Origin of the sequence: Gemmata obscuriglobus (assembly GCF_008065095.1) — a bacterium.
In the GTDB taxonomy this organism is placed as follows: Bacteria; Planctomycetota; Planctomycetia; order Gemmatales; family Gemmataceae; genus Gemmata; species Gemmata obscuriglobus.
This window is the reverse complement of the sequence record NZ_CP042911.1, coordinates 7,982,101-7,998,298: the sequence shown is the minus strand read 5'-3', so window position 1 is coordinate 7,998,298 and position 16,198 is coordinate 7,982,101. Positions and strand designations below refer to the sequence as shown.

The 16,198-nt window shown below is 67.9% G+C and carries 13 protein-coding genes and 1 pseudogene; 5 read left to right on the top strand and 9 right to left on the bottom strand.

The features are described 5' to 3' along the window. Positions 1-184: 184 nt before the first annotated feature. A complete protein-coding gene (locus GobsT_RS33225; protein WP_010038645.1) occupies positions 185-1,333 on the bottom strand; it encodes a citrate synthase in 1,149 nt (382 codons plus the stop codon). A gap of 563 nt (positions 1,334-1,896) precedes the next feature. On the opposite strand from GobsT_RS33225, the gene GobsT_RS33215 reads away from it, so the two are divergent. After that, a complete protein-coding gene (locus tag GobsT_RS33215; RefSeq protein WP_063744625.1) occupies positions 1,897-2,760 on the top strand; it encodes an RluA family pseudouridine synthase in 864 nt (287 codons plus the stop codon). Positions 2,761-2,830: 70 nt separating this feature from the next. Here GobsT_RS33215 and GobsT_RS33210 read toward each other — a convergent pair whose 3' ends face one another. Next, positions 2,831-3,679, bottom strand: a complete 849-nt coding sequence (locus GobsT_RS33210) for a TIGR02996 domain-containing protein (protein WP_010046259.1) — start codon at positions 3,677-3,679, stop codon at positions 2,831-2,833. 108 nt (positions 3,680-3,787) lie between these two features. On the opposite strand from GobsT_RS33210, the gene GobsT_RS33205 reads away from it, so the two are divergent. After that, positions 3,788-5,695 (top strand): TIGR02996 domain-containing protein, encoded by a 1,908-nt coding sequence (locus GobsT_RS33205; RefSeq protein ID WP_010046261.1) that lies wholly within the window; start codon positions 3,788-3,790, stop codon positions 5,693-5,695. A 90-nt stretch (positions 5,696-5,785) separates the two neighbouring features. On the opposite strand, the pseudogene GobsT_RS33200 reads toward GobsT_RS33205, so the two are convergent. From GobsT_RS33200 to GobsT_RS33175, 6 genes and pseudogenes are all read right to left on the bottom strand, one after another. After that, positions 5,786-5,974 (bottom strand): annotated as a pseudogene (locus GobsT_RS33200) (methylated-DNA--[protein]-cysteine S-methyltransferase); the annotation flags it as partial. 890 nt (positions 5,975-6,864) lie between these two features. Beyond that, positions 6,865-8,715, bottom strand: a complete 1,851-nt coding sequence (locus GobsT_RS33195) for a B12-binding domain-containing radical SAM protein (protein ID WP_010046267.1) — start codon at positions 8,713-8,715, stop codon at positions 6,865-6,867. Positions 8,716-8,743: 28 nt separating this feature from the next. Next, the gene (locus tag GobsT_RS33190; protein WP_010046270.1) at positions 8,744-9,160 is read right to left on the bottom strand and encodes a hypothetical protein; all 417 of its coding nucleotides are present in this window, start codon (positions 9,158-9,160) and stop codon (positions 8,744-8,746) included. Next, positions 9,139-9,570, bottom strand: coding sequence for a HEPN domain-containing protein (locus GobsT_RS33185; protein WP_010046272.1), 432 nt, complete (start codon positions 9,568-9,570; stop codon positions 9,139-9,141). The genes GobsT_RS33190 and GobsT_RS33185 overlap by 22 nt, the downstream gene beginning before the upstream one ends. A 62-nt stretch (positions 9,571-9,632) precedes the next feature. Then, complete coding sequence (locus GobsT_RS33180) at positions 9,633-10,721, bottom strand: Gfo/Idh/MocA family protein (protein WP_010046275.1); 1,089 nt, start codon at positions 10,719-10,721, stop codon at positions 9,633-9,635. A gap of 112 nt (positions 10,722-10,833) precedes the next feature. Then, a complete protein-coding gene (locus GobsT_RS33175; protein ID WP_010046277.1) occupies positions 10,834-11,565 on the bottom strand; it encodes a DUF2314 domain-containing protein in 732 nt (243 codons plus the stop codon). A 204-nt stretch (positions 11,566-11,769) separates the two neighbouring features. On the opposite strand from GobsT_RS33175, the gene GobsT_RS33170 reads away from it, so the two are divergent. Further along, positions 11,770-12,825, top strand: coding sequence for a TlpA disulfide reductase family protein (locus GobsT_RS33170; RefSeq protein WP_010046280.1), 1,056 nt, complete (start codon positions 11,770-11,772; stop codon positions 12,823-12,825). A gap of 410 nt (positions 12,826-13,235) precedes the next feature. On the opposite strand, the gene GobsT_RS33165 is transcribed toward GobsT_RS33170, so the two are convergent. Beyond that, the gene (locus tag GobsT_RS33165) at positions 13,236-13,685 is read right to left on the bottom strand and encodes a MarR family winged helix-turn-helix transcriptional regulator (RefSeq protein WP_010046281.1); all 450 of its coding nucleotides are present in this window, start codon (positions 13,683-13,685) and stop codon (positions 13,236-13,238) included. Positions 13,686-13,836: 151 nt separating this feature from the next. Here GobsT_RS33165 and GobsT_RS33160 point away from each other — a divergent pair, with 151 nt between their 5' ends. Next, entirely contained in the window at positions 13,837-15,630 is a 1,794-nt protein-coding gene (locus tag GobsT_RS33160) for an outer membrane protein assembly factor BamB family protein (protein ID WP_010046282.1), read from the top strand. Positions 15,631-15,696: 66 nt separating this feature from the next. Beyond that, positions 15,697-16,182 (top strand): hypothetical protein, encoded by a 486-nt coding sequence (locus GobsT_RS33155; RefSeq protein ID WP_010046283.1) that lies wholly within the window; start codon positions 15,697-15,699, stop codon positions 16,180-16,182. The last annotated feature ends 16 nt before the right edge of the window (positions 16,183-16,198 follow it).

The following is a 16,198-nucleotide window of genomic DNA, read 5'->3' as shown; positions in this document are numbered from 1 at the left end:
AAGGCGCGCAGGGCGGCATGCTCGCAGAGCGAACCGGGCGCGCCGAGCAACCGCTCACAGAGTGAGCGGACCACATTCAACGGCCCGAATCGCACTGCGCGAACGTGAAACGACTGGGCGCCGGTCGTGCTCCTTTCGGGGAGGGCACACCGGGCGGGCGCCCGGTCCGCCGGGGCGTGCCCCACTACGCCCGCTGCTCCAGCGGCACGTACTTCACGTCCGTCTTGCCGATGCTGATCTGCTCCGGCCGGAAGATGCGGTTGCCGACGAGCTGCTCCGTCCAGTGGGCGAGCCACCCGCTCACGCGGGCGATGGCGAAGATCGGGGTGAACACGTCGGTCGGGATGCCGAGCGACTGGTACACCACGCCCGAATAGAAGTCCACGTTCGGGTAGATGCCCTTCGGGCCGTAGATCCCGGCGCAGAGCCGCTCCAGTTCGAGGGCCGTTTCGTAGGTCTTGGGCCGGGCGGTCTCGGCGAACATGTGCTCGGCGATCTCTTGCAGCACGGTGGCGCGGGCGTCCTTCACCTTGTACACCCGGTGCCCCATGCCCATCACCTTGTACTTCGAGTCGACCGCACGCTTGGCGTCCAGCCAGCCCTTCACCTGTTCCGGGCCGCCGATTTCCTCGAACTGGCGCAGCGCCTCCTCGTTCGCGCCGCCGTGCAGCGGGCCGGACAGGGAGCCGATGGCGGACGCGATGGTGTGGTAGGGGGTCGCCAGGGTCGAGCCGGTGACGCGGGCGGTGAACGTGCTGGCGTTCATCTGGTGCTCGGCGTGCAGGATGAGGCACGCGTCGAGCACTTTACGGGTGGCGGGCGACGGCTCCTTGCCGAACAGCATGTAGTAGAAGTTGCCGGCGTGGTCCAGGTCGCTGCGGGGGTCGAGGATCTCCTCGCCCCGGCGGACCCGGGCGAACGCGGCCACGAGGGTGGGCAGCGCGGCGATCAGGCGGCAGGTGGCGTCCCAGTTCTTGGCGGGGTTGCTGACGGTCGGGCACGGGTAGAACATCCCGAGCGCCGCGACGCCGGCGTGCAGGGCGTCCATCGGGTGCCCGTCGGCGGGCATGCACTTGATCAGGTCTTTGAGGCGGAAGTGGATGGCCCGGCGCTGGCGCAGGTCGTGGTCGAACTCGGCGAGCTGCTTCTGGGTGGGCAGGTCGCCTTTGACCAGCAGCCACGACACCTCTTCAAAACTGCTCTCTTTCGCGAGGACCTCGACCGGGATGCCGCGGTACTCCAGCACCGCCTTTTTGCCGTCCAAGAAGCTGACCGCGGATTTCGCGGCGGGCACATCCTCAAGGCCCGGTTTGTATTCGATTTCGGTGCTCATGACGGTCTCGATAGGCGGCGGTGGGATGCGTTACAGCCAGTGTATAATGGGCAGCGGGCCGTGGGCAGTAAGGCCGGGCAGAAAGCGGCCGGCGGCGGCCCGCCCGGAACCGGTACGATCGGTTCCGGGCGGACCGCCGCCGGCCCCTCATCCCCCGCCACGGGCTTCACTTTTTGACGATTACCGGGGCGATCTTGTCAGCCCGCCCGGCGCCCGCCGCTTCGTCTCAACGTTCTGGTGCCGCACCACGTCGTTGAGCACCACCTTGACGAACGTGGCGTTGGCGACCTTTTCCCGCCCTCGAACTTGGGCGCCTGGAAGTTGATGACGAACTTTTGCCACTCGCCCGGCTTCTTGCCAAGGGCCGCCAGTTCCGCGCGACCGCCGGCCCCTCTCCGCGTAGTACTAATCGGAAGCGGCCGCGAATGCGTTTGCAGAACGAGCCCCGGCGGTGAACGCACTCGTTCAGGGGCCGGCTGTTGATATAGGCTTTGGTTTTTGTCCTTGTGGCACCGACGCCGTTCTGGCGCCGGTGCGCGGCGCCGCAGGCACGTGATGGTCCCATGCAGAACCTGTCTCCACCTGCTTCCGAAACGCCGATGCTGGAGTTCTTGCTGGCGGCGCTCGCGCCGATGAACCGCACCCGCGTGAAGCAGCTCCTTCGCTCCGGGCGGGTGGTCGTGAACGGTGCGTCCGTGACGCGGCACGACCACACGGTTCGGCCCGCCGACAAGGTAGGCGTGGCGCGCGAGGCGCCGCCCGCGCCGCCGTCCGCGTCCGGGCTGGAGATCGTTCACGAGGACGCGCACCTCGTCGTGATCGACAAGCCGTCGGGACTGCTCACCGTGGCGACCGAGTCGGAGAAGCTCGACACCGCGTTCGTGCGCCTGAGCGACTACCTGCGGGCGCGGAACGCGGGGCGGCCCTTCGTGGTTCACCGGCTCGACCGCGACACATCGGGCCTGCTGCTCTTCGCGCGCAGCGCCGAGGTCCGCGACCAGCTTCAGGGGAACTGGGAGGAGCTGACGAAGACCTACCTCGCGGTGGTCGAGGGCCGCCCGGAGTCGTCCGAAGGGGGGGTCGAGAACTACCTGACGGAGGGCCGCGACCTGCGGGTGCGCGCGAGCCCGCGCCCCGGGCCGGACGGGAAACGCGCGGCGTCGCGTTACACGGTCCGGCAGACCCGCGGCGGCTACTCGTTAGTGGAAGTGGAGATCGAAACGGGGCGCAAGCACCAGATCCGCGTTCACCTAGCCGGGCTGGGGTGCCCGGTCGCGGGCGACAAGATGTACGGCGCGACGACCGACCCCGTCCGGCGCCTGGGCCTGCACGCGTGGCGGTTGAGCTTCGACCACCCGTTCACGCTGGAGCGCCTCGAACTGGAAGCGCCGCTCCCGTCGGCGCTGGCGCGAATCGTGGGCTTGTGACCCACGAGAAAAGCCCACCACGCGAAGCGAGGGGACCGCCACCTCAACGAACAAGAGCCGCCAACGGGTATCAATCGCACAGGTTGTGGCACACCTGACTGGTGATCGCGCCGACGAGCCGGTCCCCGTGCGGCGAGTGCCCGACCGCGAGCAGCGTCACCTCGCCGCACGGCCAGCCGCCGGCGTGGAGCAGGACGTACCAGAGCCGCCCGCGCACGTACCCCTTCAGCGCGCCGTGCGCCCCCGCGTCCTCCGCCCCGGCCGTCTCGTGGTTGAACAGGCACTGGTCGGCGAAATCGGTGTGGACCTCGTCGTTGAGCGTGTGCGGGTGGTAGCCCGGGTACGGGATCGCGGTCGCGTCCAGCGTGTCGATGTGGTCGCTGCGGAAGCCGCCGGCGCGGACCGCGTCGATCACGTCGCGCCCGGTGAGCGGGTGCCGGCCCGGCTCCAGTTGGCACACGAACCCGTACATCGGGCAGTCCGCGGCGCCGTAGCAGCACTCGCCCCACTCGACGCCCGTCAGGAACGCGAGGTCCGCGAGCAGCCCCTCGTCCCACTCGTCGGGGGCGCAGAACTGCGACCCGAACGTGACCACCCGGCCGCGGGTGCCGACCGCTTCGGCGAACGGGTGCGGCGGGTCGTCGTGCTGGAACCGCACCGGGGCGAACGGCTGCGCGAGCGTGGTCATGAACGCGGTCCACGCCGGCTCGAACTCGTCCCCCAGGGTGCCGAACACCCCGGCCGCTTGCGGCCCGGCAGACGAATCGATCAGCCCGGCGAGCTGGACCTGGAGCCGGACGAACTCGGCCCGCGGGTCGGCGCGGTCCTGGAGCCAGTCGGCGTACACGAGCTTCAGCGTGGTGTCGGCCGGGTTCGCGAGGAGCGCCCGCTGGAACGCAACGTCGTCGTCGGTGAACATGCCGTCATGCTAAACCGCCCCCGGCCGCCTAGCGATCGCATTCCGCAACGCGCGTTCGCGTCGACCAGGATCGGCGGTAAGCTATCGCGAAATGAATGGGAGCCCGCGATGAGCGAAGAAGACGCGCTGCTGGCCGCGATCCACGCGAACCCCGACGACGACGACCCGCGCCTCGCTTACGCCGACTGGCTCGACGAGCACGACCGGCCCGAGCGCGCGGAGTTCATCCGCGCGCAGGTCGAATGGTCACGCCTACGGAGCGACGAGGCCGGGCGGCTTAAGAACCGTACGGACGAGCTTCTCGCCACAAATTTTCAGAGATGGACGGCAGAGATCGGGCCACTCGATCCGGAGAAGGTGCAACTGCGTTTCGAGCGCGGGTTCCCGACCGAGTTGACCATCCGAGACGCTACGGAGGAAGAACTGTCGATTCTCCGCCAACTGCCCACAATCCGATTGCTAGCCCTAGAAGGCCAGTGCGAGCTGACGCCATCGGTGTTGGCGTTAATCATCGCACTGGGGCACTTGGACGTCCTCCTGATTACTGAGGCGGAAATCAACGTCACGGTTTTGAACGCACTCGAATCGCTACCACCCTGGGTTTTTCTGAGGCTTTGCACCCGTACTTGCGGCAATGAGGCATGGCTGGCGTTCCGCGCACGTCGGCTCGCGCGGTTCGAACAACTGCCGCCCGACGAACAGCGCGGTGGGGCGATCCGAGCGCTTCGGTTCTCGAGCTACCATCTGCCGCGCCCCTGCGAACTCGTGAAGTCCCTCGACGTTTCGCCTACCGATGACGAACTTCGGGTGTTCACGTCAATTAGAGAAGTGGAGCACGTTCGTATCGCCAACGGCGATGTCACCACGGCTGGCTTGTACCATCTTCCCCGACTCTCAAAGTTGAAGACGCTGGAGATCGATTCGTGCCCGGTCGATTCGATCGCTCCACTGACGGCGTGCCCCAACCTAACGGAGCTTGTAATCACAGCAGAAGCGGGCACCGAGCGGCGTGCCGTTGTCAACGATACCGGCACCGCGGGGTTGGAGAAGCTCACGAACCTGCGCCGGTTGAAACTGGATTGGTGCGAAATCGGTGGGCAAACGCTTCGGCGCCTCGCTGCGTTGCACCGACTTCGCTCGCTGGAACTGATGCTGTTTTGGGGTCAGCACATTAGTGGCACCGACCTCGCCGAATTAACTGGGTTGCTGGAACTTGAAAAGCTCACACTGCACCCAATTCCTCCTTGGGCGCTTGAGTACATCGGACCGTTGCGGACGCTGCGGACATTGACACTGTCTTTGTTCGGCGAGGGTGATTCAGAGTTCCGGCATCTCGCGCAACTCACGAACCTGTGCTGGCTGAAGCTGACCGGGCCGGCCGTGACGGATTGTGCGCTGGGCCACCTCCGCACGCTGCGAAGCCTTCGCACACTGCATATCAGTGAGTCGGCCGTTACCGCGACCGGGGCACTAACGCTCGCGCATCAACTGCCGGCCGCAAAGATCATTTCGGATACGGTTGTGGCGTGGTCGCCGAACACAGCGCTGACTTTTCACCGGCGCGTCGTAGCTGGATTCGCATCCGTGTTGGTGCCCGTGGGGTGGGACAAGCCACAAGAGCATTCCGATCCGTTCGGGTTTGAGTTACAAGAAGACGGCTGGGATCCGGCCGATGCCACGCGAACCACAGGTACCACACCGGCCAGAATCGCACTGGAGGTTTGCGCTGCGACTTCGGCTGAGGACGGCCTTCGGAGTTGGCTTCAGCGCGACGGCGATTACACGTTCGATGTAATCACGCGCCGGCCAACCGTGCTGGCCGGCCCTGATTCTGCCGTGTGTGAGTACAGCGACCGTCTGCTGCCGCGCGAACGTCAAATCGCGTTCGCCATCGCCGATAGCGGGAGCATGGCTGTGCTCGTTTGTACCGCTTTGGAATACCGGATGGAGGAACTTCGCCCCCTGTTCATGTTCATCGCCCGGTCGCTTCGCGTTGGCGCGGCGGCACTGGAGTAGGTAGGCGAACAGGTCACCGTCCCGGTGGCGCAGCTCTAAGCTGCCCGAGGCACCGCAACGGGTGCGGGAAGGGCGAACACGCCGGAGGCGTCACCGGCAGCCTTCCAGTTCGAACAGCATCTGCTTGGTCGCGAGGCCGCCGGTGAAGCCGGTCAACGCGCCGGACGAACCGATTACCCGGTGGCGGGGGCTGATGATCGAGATCGGGTTCTTCCTGTTGGCCGCACCGACCGCTCGGGCCGCCTTCGAGGCGCCGATCCGTTCCGCGAGTTGTTGGTATTACGGCGGCGCGCAAGATACGCATTAATGGCAGCGGCCCGGTAGTAATTCCCTGCGATTTCCAGCGATTCGGCTCTGCTTATCTAACGCGCCGCCGTAATAAACCCGGCCGCTCCAAGTTTCAGGCTCGATTCTGGTGTTTCCCGTTCGCTGTTGTACGCTCCCCTACCTGCTGACGCAGGCGGGCGATGCTACGCAAACCGCCCCGGCCGGCGGGCCAACGGGTTTTGCGCCACTTATTCGCGGCGGCCGCCAACGAGCCATGCGCAAGCGAGCCACAATCGACGCGTTCGGATTTCGCGACGAGCAGCTCTTCCAATCTCTGGCAAAATTTGGACAGCGGCCGGTAACTTTTGCGTCCGCCGATTACAACGAGTTGTAGTTCCTACCCGCCTCAAAAACCGGCTTTGTAAAGCACGCCGCGGCCCAAAATCGCGCCCCGCCCCAGACTGCTACGCCGAGCGCCGGAGCCGGTCCGTGGCGCGAAACAAACCGCGCCGCGCACACCGAAAAGCCCTCAAGTCTCGGCCGGGAAAATCCGCACGCCGTTGTGGCACGGCCGCTGCTTAATCACACGCATCGCCTCCACCCGCCAAAGCCAAGAGGGCTGAAGCATGCAAACCATCGCACTGGACCGCGACGAACTGAACCGCATGGCCGACGACGGGTGCCCGCACGGAGACGACACCGACTTGTGGCTCGACGGAAGCAACTCCGACTGAGCCGCCGCGTGGCAGGGGCCACGCGATGAAGGCCCGCTCGAACTTGCTTCTCTCCCAGAGCCCCGCGGCGCCAGTGTCGCGGGGCTCCTTCATTTTCAACCGCTCCCATTCGCCCGGTCTTGGCGAGGTGCGGACGCCCGCCCGTACTCGCACCCGGCGAACGCGGCGCTACCCGCCCACGGGCTGGGCGATCGGAGTGGCGGCCCACACGTACTCGTGCGGTTCGAGGTCGTCGGGTTCGGCCGCACCCGCCGCCCCGCGCCACACCACCGACGCAAACGCCCCCGCTTCGGCCACCGCGTCCGGGTCTGTCGCTTCGCGCGCCTCAAGCGGGAGCAGCACCACGAGCCGCTTCGCGCCGTTGGGGCGCCCGGGGAGCAGTGCGTAGAACTTGTCGAGGTACGTCGGGTTCTCCAGGCACGCCGCCAGGAGCGCGTTCAGGAGCGCGGGGCCGAGCACGCGCTGCACCGATTCGGCATCGGGCGCGGACGGCTCGAGCACCACCTGTAGCGTCGTATACGGGTTCACGTCGAGCGACTGGCGGATCAGGCGCGCGATTTCGGCGCTGTGCCGGGGCAGGTCGGCGGCGCGGAACCAGAGCGTGAGCGCCTGCGCCCGCTCGGCCGGGGCCGGGGCGGTGTCGCGGGGGCCGTCGAGGTCGACCCGCCACACGCGGGTCCGGTCGTGCGGGCCGAAGTCGAGCACCGGCGGCGGGGCGGCGTCGAACTCCACGTCGAACACGTCCTGCGCCTCGTGCATGAGCCCGAGCAGCGCGGCGCGGTCGAGCGTGGGCGTGCGGAGCACGTAGTACGGCGGGCGCGGCTGGAAGTGCAGCCCGAGTTCGCCGGCCTCGTGGCGGAACGCCGTGCCGGGCAGCACCGCGAGGTTGAACACCTGCGCGCGCGAGTACAGCCCGCCGTCGCGCAGGTAGCGGAACCCGCGGCGCACCGACTCCTCCGTGTCGCCGGGCAGCCCGACGATCAGGTCCACCGTGACGCTGATTCCCGCGTCGATCAGCGCGCGGACGCCCTTCTCGAACGCCTTCAGGTTGTTCCGGCGGGCCATCAGGTCCATCGCGTCACGCTCGACCGACTGGAGCCCGACCTCCACCTCCGTGAACCCGGCTTCGGCCAACAGGGACGCGATTTCGGGGGTGATCCCCTCGGCCCGCAACTCGCCGAAGTACTTGAACTTGCGCCCGGGGTTGCCCCGCGCGAGCAGCCGGACGAACTCGGCGAAGTCCTTCCGCTGGTTCAGGGTGGGGTCGAGCAGGAACACCTCCTCGGCGCCGCGGGTGCGGGCGTGCGCGAGGCTGGCGCTCACGAGGTCGGTGGAGAGGTAGTACTGCTTGTCGTAGCTCTTGGGGTAGTAGCAGAACTTGCAGTTGAACACGCACCCGCGGGTCGTTTCGAGCAGCAGCATGCGCTCGTCGGCGGCGTCGAGGACGCCCGCGAGGTACGGCGACCCGAGCCGGTCGAGGTCGGGGAGCGGGGTGCGGAACTTCGGCGCCAGTTCGGGGCGGAACCGCTCGCCCGCGCCGGGCGGAACGTACAGCCCGTCGATGCGGACCGGGGGCACGTCCTCCCCGCCGAGCAGCCCGAGGAGCAGCGCGGCGAACGTCTGCTCGCCCTCGCCCACCGCCGCGAAGTCGTAGTCGGCCGAGCCGAGCACCCAGGCGTTGTCGGTGGTGATCTCCGGCCCGCCGACCAGCACCTTCACGCCGGGCCGGAGCCGCTTCAGCTCGCGCGCGACCCAGAGGGTGCGTTCGACGTTCCAGAGGTAGCAGGTGAAACCGACGAGCCACGGCCCGCGGGCGGCGAGCGCCTCGGCCAGCGCGCGGTCGCCGAGCGTGTTGGCGAGCGGCGCCGGGAACACCTCGATGTCGTAATCGGCGCCGAGCCCGCGGGTTTCGGCGTACAGCTTGAGGTACGCCCCGGCGAGCGGCACGTTTCCCCGGATGGGGGCCGGGCCGAGGGGCGGGATCGGCAGTTGGACCAGAAGGACGCGGCGCGTGCTCATGCCCTGATTGTAGCACCCCCGCGGGCCGCTACGCCCCGGGTACGGTCGAGGCGAGAGCCGGGTATACGAGAACGCCCTCGACATCGATCCCGCCGAGGCGCGAGCCATCGAACCGGGTCATGAACGGGGACGGCTTCGGCTGCCACGGCTTCGGCTCGATCAGCTTGGCCGCCGCAACCGCCATCGTGTCGGACGGGGACACGAGCCGCACCTCGAACGGATCGAGACCTACGTTGTCAAATCGGCGCTCGTGCAACGTGAGATCGCGGTACGCCTCGTGCCCACCCTTTTCGTCAACGACCGGTGACGCCAAGTAGAGGAACCACTGCTCGTCGCTCGGCCGCGCCCAAAACGCCACCGCGATCGGGAACCCGACCGCGGACAGTTGCGCGAGGAACCGTTTGCCGGCTTCAACGCGCTCGGTCACCAGTGCGTCTTGATCCACGCGAAGACTCCATCAGAAGGGTCAACAACCGCCGCGTAGAGTCGCCGCGCCTCAGGTTCCGTGACCCGGTGATACCGTTTGTGCTCGGACCAGTCCTTGACCGTCTTCCAGTTGACATCGAAGTTGACGTTCGCCGCGGCGAAAGCGGTACGCGCCGCACTTAGTTGAGCGAGGTCGACTAACGGCTCAATGGCGTGAGTGTAGCAGTTGTGCGAGAAATCCTTTTTGGGGAACGCGTCGGTCGCCATCAGCACTTTGATGATACACGCCTTGAGCGCCAGCTCCACCGCGTACCCGGTTAGGTAGTACGCCCCGTCCCAGTGCCCGAGATCGAGGAGCGCTTTCGCCTCGACGAGGCGCACCTCGGCCAGTTGCTGGAAGTCCGCTCGGGTCTGGATGGGCGTACTCACGTTCCGACCTCGGTTCGGCGCCGTGATAATAGCCCACGGCGCCGCAATGCGGAAGGGGCCAATTACACCGACGGGCACGCGAGCGTCGCGCCGCCCTGCCGCGCCGACGCCAGACACGTGTCCATCACCACCTGCGTCTTCAGCGCGATCTCGCCCCACGTCGGGTCGGGCGTGCCGCCCAGGACCAGCCCGCTGAACGTGCGGACCATGTTGGTCTCTTGCGCGTCCGGCGCGCCGTCGCTGTACTCGGTCACCGCGAACCGCTTCGGGTGGCTCTCCCAGTGGTACCGGGTGCCCTGCACGTTGAACACCGGGCGGTCCGCGACGAACGCCGCCTCGCACCCGTAGTACGGGAGCACGAAGTCCTGCACCGCGATGCTGCCCTTCGTGCCGCTCACGTGCGCCCACTGCTGCAGCTCGGTGTTGAACGAGCAGTAGAACGCCGCCGACACGCCGCCGTCCCAGAACAGCTCGCCCGAGAACTCCAGCGGCACCCCCTGGTGCTCCGTGAGCAACCGCCCGCTCACCTTCGCGGGCATCTGGTACTTCATCACGAACAGCGAGAAGCGGAGGTTGTACCAGCCCAGGTCGCCCAGCGCCCCGAGCGGCTCCAGCGCCGTGCTGACGCGGATGTTGTTCTTCAGGAAGTCGTCGCCGGCCGCGAAGGTGAACTGCGTCGCGATGCGCCGCAACTGGCCCACCGTCTCGCCGTCGTCGATCGTGCGGCGGAGCAGCGGGAGCCGCTTCCCGTGCATGAACATCACGCCGTCCATGAACTGCACGTTGTTCGCCTGGCAGGCGTTGAGCATCGCGCGCAGCTCGCCGGCGTCGGGGCCGCAGGGTTTCTCGCACAGCACGTGCTTCCCCGCGCGGGCCGCCTTCACCACCCACTCGCGGCGCACGCCGGTGGGCAGCGGGATGTACACCGCGTCCACATCGGGACTCTTCAGCAGCTCGTCGTAGGTGACCGCGGCCGGGGCGGTCGGGAACGGGCACTCCGCCTGGTTGGCGTCGATCCACTCTTTCGCGCGGGCCGGCTCACGGCTGGCGACGGCGGTCAGGGTCGCGTTCTCCGCGAGCCGAATCGCCTTCCAGTTCTTGCGCGCAATGTTGGCGGCGCCCAGAATCCCCCACCGGCACTGAGAAGCCATGTCCTGCTCCGAGTTGCAACCACGAACCCAAGTGGAAGGGGTACGCGGCGCGGACGGCGTCGGCCACCCGGAGGCGCGCACCCGAGCGCGAGGGGCGCGCGGGTCGGTGCGGTCACGCTCGTTCGAGGAGCGCGGCCACCTCGTCCCACCCGAGCGCCCGGGCGAGTTGGAGCGGCGTCAGCCCGAGGTCGGTGACCGCGCCCGCGTCGGCGCCGGCCTCCAACAGCACCGCGACCGTCGCCGCCCCGCCCGCCGCGGCCTCCTGGTGCAACAAGGTCCACCCGTTGCCGTCGGTTTCGGAGAGCGCGGCCGGCTCCTGCGCCAGGTGGTCCCGGAGTGACGCGGCGAGGTTCTCGTTGAAGGTCGCGTGTTCGCTCTCGGTCGCGGTTCGAATCTGGAGCGGGTCGCCGAAGTCGAGGCCCCAGGCCGCGTCGTGCTCGCGGCGCTCGCGCGCGTCCATCCGCGACCGCATGAGGTTGATCGTGTAGCCGCCGAATGCGGCGCCGCTAATGGCGTACATCCAGTCGCTGATCTGTTCCAGCGGGACGCTCACCGCGTCGCCGGCCGCAACCGTCCGCAGCCGGTTCGGGCTGTTCACGAGCGTGCCGCTCACGGTCCGGCCGTCGAAATCGATGTCCGACAGCCACATGTGTTCGGTGTCCGAACCGCCCACGTCGGAAAAGGGCGCTTTGACGCACGCGAGGTCGAGGGCGGGAACGATCCGCCGCCGGTCGCGGGCCACCTCGCGCCAGAAGTAGCGGAACGCGGCGCGTGCGGACTCGTAAGCCCGCTGCATCGCGGGGTCGCTGTTGTCGAACATGAACACCGGGGACGACTCGCTCACGCGAAGCTCCTCTGTTCCGTGGCACCAACCAGGTCTCACGCCGCGCAACTTAGTCGATCACACGACGCGGCACAATCACCGTTCCCGCCGCGGCCGGGCGCCTCCAAAACACGACTTCCCCGGTTAGGTTTCGACCTGTCCCCCGTCCCCGTTGGGCGTAAACTCTAGTTCAGCCCCTCGCGTTCCACCCCGGAAGGATATTGCATGCGTTCGCTACTCGCGCTGGCCGTGATCGCCGGGCTCGTCGCCCCGGCCGCCGCCGAAGAGAAACTGAAGGTCGGCGACAAGGCCCCGGCGCTCAAGGCCACCACGTGGCTCCAGGGCGCCGAGGTCAAGGAGTTCGCCACCGGCAAGGCGTACGTGGTCGAGTTCTGGGCCACCTGGTGCGGGCCGTGCATCGTCATGATGCCGCACATGGCCGAACTGCAGGCCCACTACAAGGACAAGGTCACGTTCATCGGTCACACCTCCAAGGACGACAACAACACGCAGGAGAAGGTGGCCGCGTTCGTCAAGAAGCGCGGCCCGAAGCTCGGGTACACGTTCGCCTACGCGGACGAGCGCGCCGTCTACGACGCGTGGATGACGGCCGCCGGGCAGCAGGGCATCCCGTGCTGCTTCGTGGTCGACACCGCCGGCAAGATCGCGTACATCGGGCACCCGATGTTCCTCGGCGCGGTGCTGCCGAAGGTGGTCGCGGGCAAGTGGACCCCCGCCGACGTGGAGGGGCTCAAGGCGGTCGAGAAGGAAGTGGACGCGGTGTTCGAGGCGACCGGGAAGATGGACCCGGAGGCGTTCCTGAAGGCCCTGGCCGATTTCGAGGCGAAGCACCCGGACCTGGGGCACATCCCGTACTTCGACGCCCCGAAGCTGGTTTCGCTCCTCAAGGCCAAGAAGACCGACGAGGCCAAGAAGATGGCCGAGGCGCTGCTCGCCAAGGGCATCGCGACCGAGGACCCGAGCGTGCTGCGGAACGTGTCGGGGCCGCTCACCAGCCCGTTCGCGCGCGACAACAAGGAACTGGTGGCCCTCGGCGTGAAGGCGGCCGAGACGGCCGTGAAGCTCGCCGGCGATAAGGACGCGGTCGCCCTGTACTTCCTGGCCGAGGCGTACTTCGCCAGCGGCGACAAGGCGAAGGCGAAGGAGACCGGCGCGAAGGCCGTCGAGGTGGCGGACGGCGGCCTCAAGAAGCAACTCGAGAGCATGACCAAGAAGTACAGCGAAGAGAAGAAGGACGAGAAGAAAGAAGAGAAGAAGTGACCGGACTGGCGGCCCGCGGCAATCGCTGCCACGGGCCGCCCTCGCTCTCGCGAACGCACTTCACGCACTCAAATCACGCCCGCTGAACGGATTATCAAGGTTACCTGCCCCGGCTCCAGGGCTGCGGACGTGACGCACGGCGAGGACCGGTGCCGGGTGCGGCGCGGTCACGCCCCGCGCGTGTTGGCGTCGCTGCGGAACGTAGCCGTGTCCCTGTTGCGGAACGCCAAACATTCCGGTGTGACGGCCGCGACCCGGGCCATAGTCGCCCGCCCCGCCCTCGCGCGAGACCTGCTTACACCTTGCCCGGCTTCAATCTCTGAGCGACTCCTGTGTGACCAACTGGAAGGCTTCACACCTCACCACACCCGCAATCCGGTAGCGTGAGGAAATACAGTAACGCGCGCCGGTCACCCATCGCCGCCGCAGAGCCCGCCGGTGCCGAACCCGCGGCCCGCGAGCAAACTTTCGAGCTTCGCCACGAGCCGGCGCAGTTGCTCTTGCTCGTCGGCGCTCAGCGCGCGGAACAGCTCCGCCACCTTGTCGAGGTGCCCGCCCGAAGCCATTTCCAGACCGTATTTTGCTCCCGCCGGGGTCAGCTCGATCACCGTCGCGCGGCGGTCGGTCGTGTGCGGCACCCGGCGCACCAGCCCCTCGCCCTCCAGCGCGTCCACCAGCGCGGTCACGTTCCGCGCGGTCACGCCCAGCTCTTCGCCCAGCTCGCTCATGATCTTCGGGCCGGACGAGTGCAGCGCCCCGAGCAACTTCATGCGCGGGAAGCTCACCCCGCTCTCGGCGAAGCACGCGCGCAGCCATTTGTAATACACCGGCCCGAACGACGCGAACGCGCGAGCGAGCATCAAGGCGTCATCCGGTTCGGGAGGTGGTTCGGTTGGCATTGCTGAATAGGTACATTATCCGTTATTTCAGAAACACGGGCGGGGCGCCCGCGGTAGTGCTATTGTCCGGGTCCGAAGTGCGAACACAACACGAAGGCACAAAGGAGGAGCGATGGACCTCACTTCCGACGGCTTCGAGGCCGAACGGCCGCAACCGATCCGGTCGGGCTGGCGGCGCGCGCTGCTGATTTTCACCGCCCTCGGGGCCGGCGGCTTCGCGGCCGGGCGGATCGCGTACCGGCTCGATTCGGTCACGTTGCCCATGTCGCTGGTCATGTTGAGCACACTGGCCCCGTTCTTCGCCCTGCTCGGGTTCGGGCTGTGGTGGCTGGTCTTCGGCGACTACGGCCGGGTGACGCGCGTCCTCTTGGCGCTCGCGGCGGCGGCGGTGGTGGTGGCGGTTCCGTTCCTCGCGCACGGCTTCTGGGTCCCGCAACCGGGCGGGATGAAGATGTTTGGGCTCATCTGGGGAGCGCCGCTCGCGACCGCAGTTGCCGGCCTGGTGCTGGCGTTCGTCCCCGCACTACGCGGGTGGCCCGCGATTCTCGTGGCAATGGTTGCGGTAAGCCCGTGGCTGTTGACGCGCACGGAGGGCGTGACCGGGGCGTTCGACCTCGACGTCTCGTTCCGCTGGAGCACCCCGCCGACAGCCGCGGCGGAAGAGCAGCTCGCGGGCCGCGCGACGGTGGCCCCGACGGCTGCCGTCGCGGACGTGCCGGTCGGCCCGGCCGACTGGACCGGGTTCCGTGGCGCGGACCGCGCGGGCGTCGCGCCGGTCGCCGCGTTCCAGGGGTGGGACGGGACCGCGCCGAAAGAGCGCTGGCGGAAGAACCCGATCGGCCCGGCGTGGTCGTCGGTGTGTGTCGCGGGCGACTTTCTGTTCACGCAGGAGCAGCGCGGCGAATCGGAGTCCGTGGTCTCTTACCGCACCGCCGACGGCACAGAAGTGTGGGCGCACGGCGACGCCGGCAAGCACACCGACTGGGCCAGCGGAGCGGGTCCCCGCGCGACCCCGACGCTCGCAAACGGGCGGCTGTTCGCCGCGACCGCGAGCGGCGCCGTTGTCGCGCTCCAGGCCGGCTCCGGCGCGCCGCTCTGGCGCGTCGATCTGAAGGAGAAGTACGGGGCCACCAAGCCGCCGTTCGGGTGGTCCTCGTCGCCCCTCGCGGTCGGTGAGCTGGTGGTTCTGAGCCCGGCGGCGCCCGAGGCCCCGCGGCTGGTGGCCCTCTCGGCCGCGACCGGTGAACTCAAGTGGCAGACCGAAGCGAAGGGCACCTACGGGTACTCCTCCCCGCAGCTCTCGACCGTTGCGAACGTGCCGTTCGTGTTGATGTTCAACGGCGAGGGGCTGTTCGCCCACGACCCCGCGACCGGGGCCGAGGTGTGGCGCTACGACTGGAAGGTGCAGGCCAACGAGCCCGCAACGGTTCAGCCGTTGGTGCTCGCGGGCGACCGCATCGTGATCGGGGGCGGCATCAAGGGCACCGGCACGCGGTGCCTGGCGGTCGCCAAAAGCGGTGAGAAATGGTCGGTGACCGAGAAGTGGGCCACGACGAAGTTCACCCCGGTGTTCAACGACGTGGTGCGGTTCGGCGATTTCCTGTTCGGCCTCGACACCGGGCGGCTCGTGTGCCTCGATCTCGCGAGCGGCTCGATCCGGTGGCGCGAGGGGAACTACGGCTCGGGCCAGTTGCTGCTGGTCGGGGACAAGTTGCTCGTTGCGTCGGAACAGGGCCGGCTGGCGTGTGTGGCCGCGAGCGGCGACGAGTACGAAGAGCTGTGGGCGCTCCCCGCGGTGAAAGGCAAGACCTGGAACCACCCGGTGGTCGCGGGCGGGCGGCTGTATTTTCGCAACCCTACGGAGATGGCGACTTACGATTTGCCCGGGTATATGGGTAGAAAATGAAATTGCGGGTGAACCTGTTCGCTCACCCGTGCATCTTTCCGACACCCTTCGTGAGGAGCCGCGGCGATGACCGACGACACGTTCCTGACCCGGTTCGAACAGTGCTCGCTGAACCGCGCGGACTGGACCCACGAGGCGCACGTCCGCATGGCGTGGCTGTACGTGGCCCGGAGCGAGACGTACCGGGCGGCCCGGATGAAGGTGCGGTCGGGGATCAAGAAGCTGAACGCGGCGTTCATCGCCCAGCAGAACGCGCCGTGCGGCGCGACCCGCCCGGCCGAAGAGGTCGCGGCGGCCGAGGAGAAGCCGGCGACCGGGTTCCACGAGACGATCACCACCGCGTTCGTGCGGCTGGTCGCCTCGCGCATGAAGCCGGGCGAGAAGTTTTCCGGGTTCCGCAAACGCAACCCGGACCTGTTCGACCGGAAGCTGACGGCGCTGCTGGCCCACTACTCGCCAGAGGCGCTCTTCTCCGAACAGGCGAAGACGCAGTTCGTTGAGCCGGACCGCGAGCCGCTCCCGAAGCCGTGGCTCGCGGCCGTCGCGGTATGAGGGCAGATGGGTTCAC

What these genes read in the sequence shown, in the direction of transcription:
- GobsT_RS33165 (WP_010046281.1), bottom strand. Translation starts at nt 13,685, where the DNA reads ATGCTCGCTCGCGCGTTCGCGTCGTTCGGGCCGGTGTATTACAAATGG.
- GobsT_RS33170 (WP_010046280.1), top strand. Translation starts at nt 11,770, where the DNA reads ATGCGTTCGCTACTCGCGCTGGCCGTGATCGCCGGGCTCGTCGCCCCG.
- GobsT_RS33180 (WP_010046275.1), bottom strand. Translation starts at nt 10,721, where the DNA reads ATGGCTTCTCAGTGCCGGTGGGGGATTCTGGGCGCCGCCAACATTGCG.
- GobsT_RS33225 (WP_010038645.1), bottom strand. Translation starts at nt 1,333, where the DNA reads ATGAGCACCGAAATCGAATACAAACCGGGCCTTGAGGATGTGCCCGCC.
- GobsT_RS33195 (WP_010046267.1), bottom strand. Translation starts at nt 8,715, where the DNA reads ATGAGCACGCGCCGCGTCCTTCTGGTCCAACTGCCGATCCCGCCCCTC.
- GobsT_RS33210 (WP_010046259.1), bottom strand. Translation starts at nt 3,679, where the DNA reads ATGTTCACCGACGACGACGTTGCGTTCCAGCGGGCGCTCCTCGCGAAC.
- GobsT_RS33160 (WP_010046282.1), top strand. Translation starts at nt 13,837, where the DNA reads ATGGACCTCACTTCCGACGGCTTCGAGGCCGAACGGCCGCAACCGATC.
- GobsT_RS33205 (WP_010046261.1), top strand. Translation starts at nt 3,788, where the DNA reads ATGAGCGAAGAAGACGCGCTGCTGGCCGCGATCCACGCGAACCCCGAC.
- GobsT_RS33155 (WP_010046283.1), top strand. Translation starts at nt 15,697, where the DNA reads ATGACCGACGACACGTTCCTGACCCGGTTCGAACAGTGCTCGCTGAAC.
- GobsT_RS33215 (WP_063744625.1), top strand. Translation starts at nt 1,897, where the DNA reads ATGCAGAACCTGTCTCCACCTGCTTCCGAAACGCCGATGCTGGAGTTC.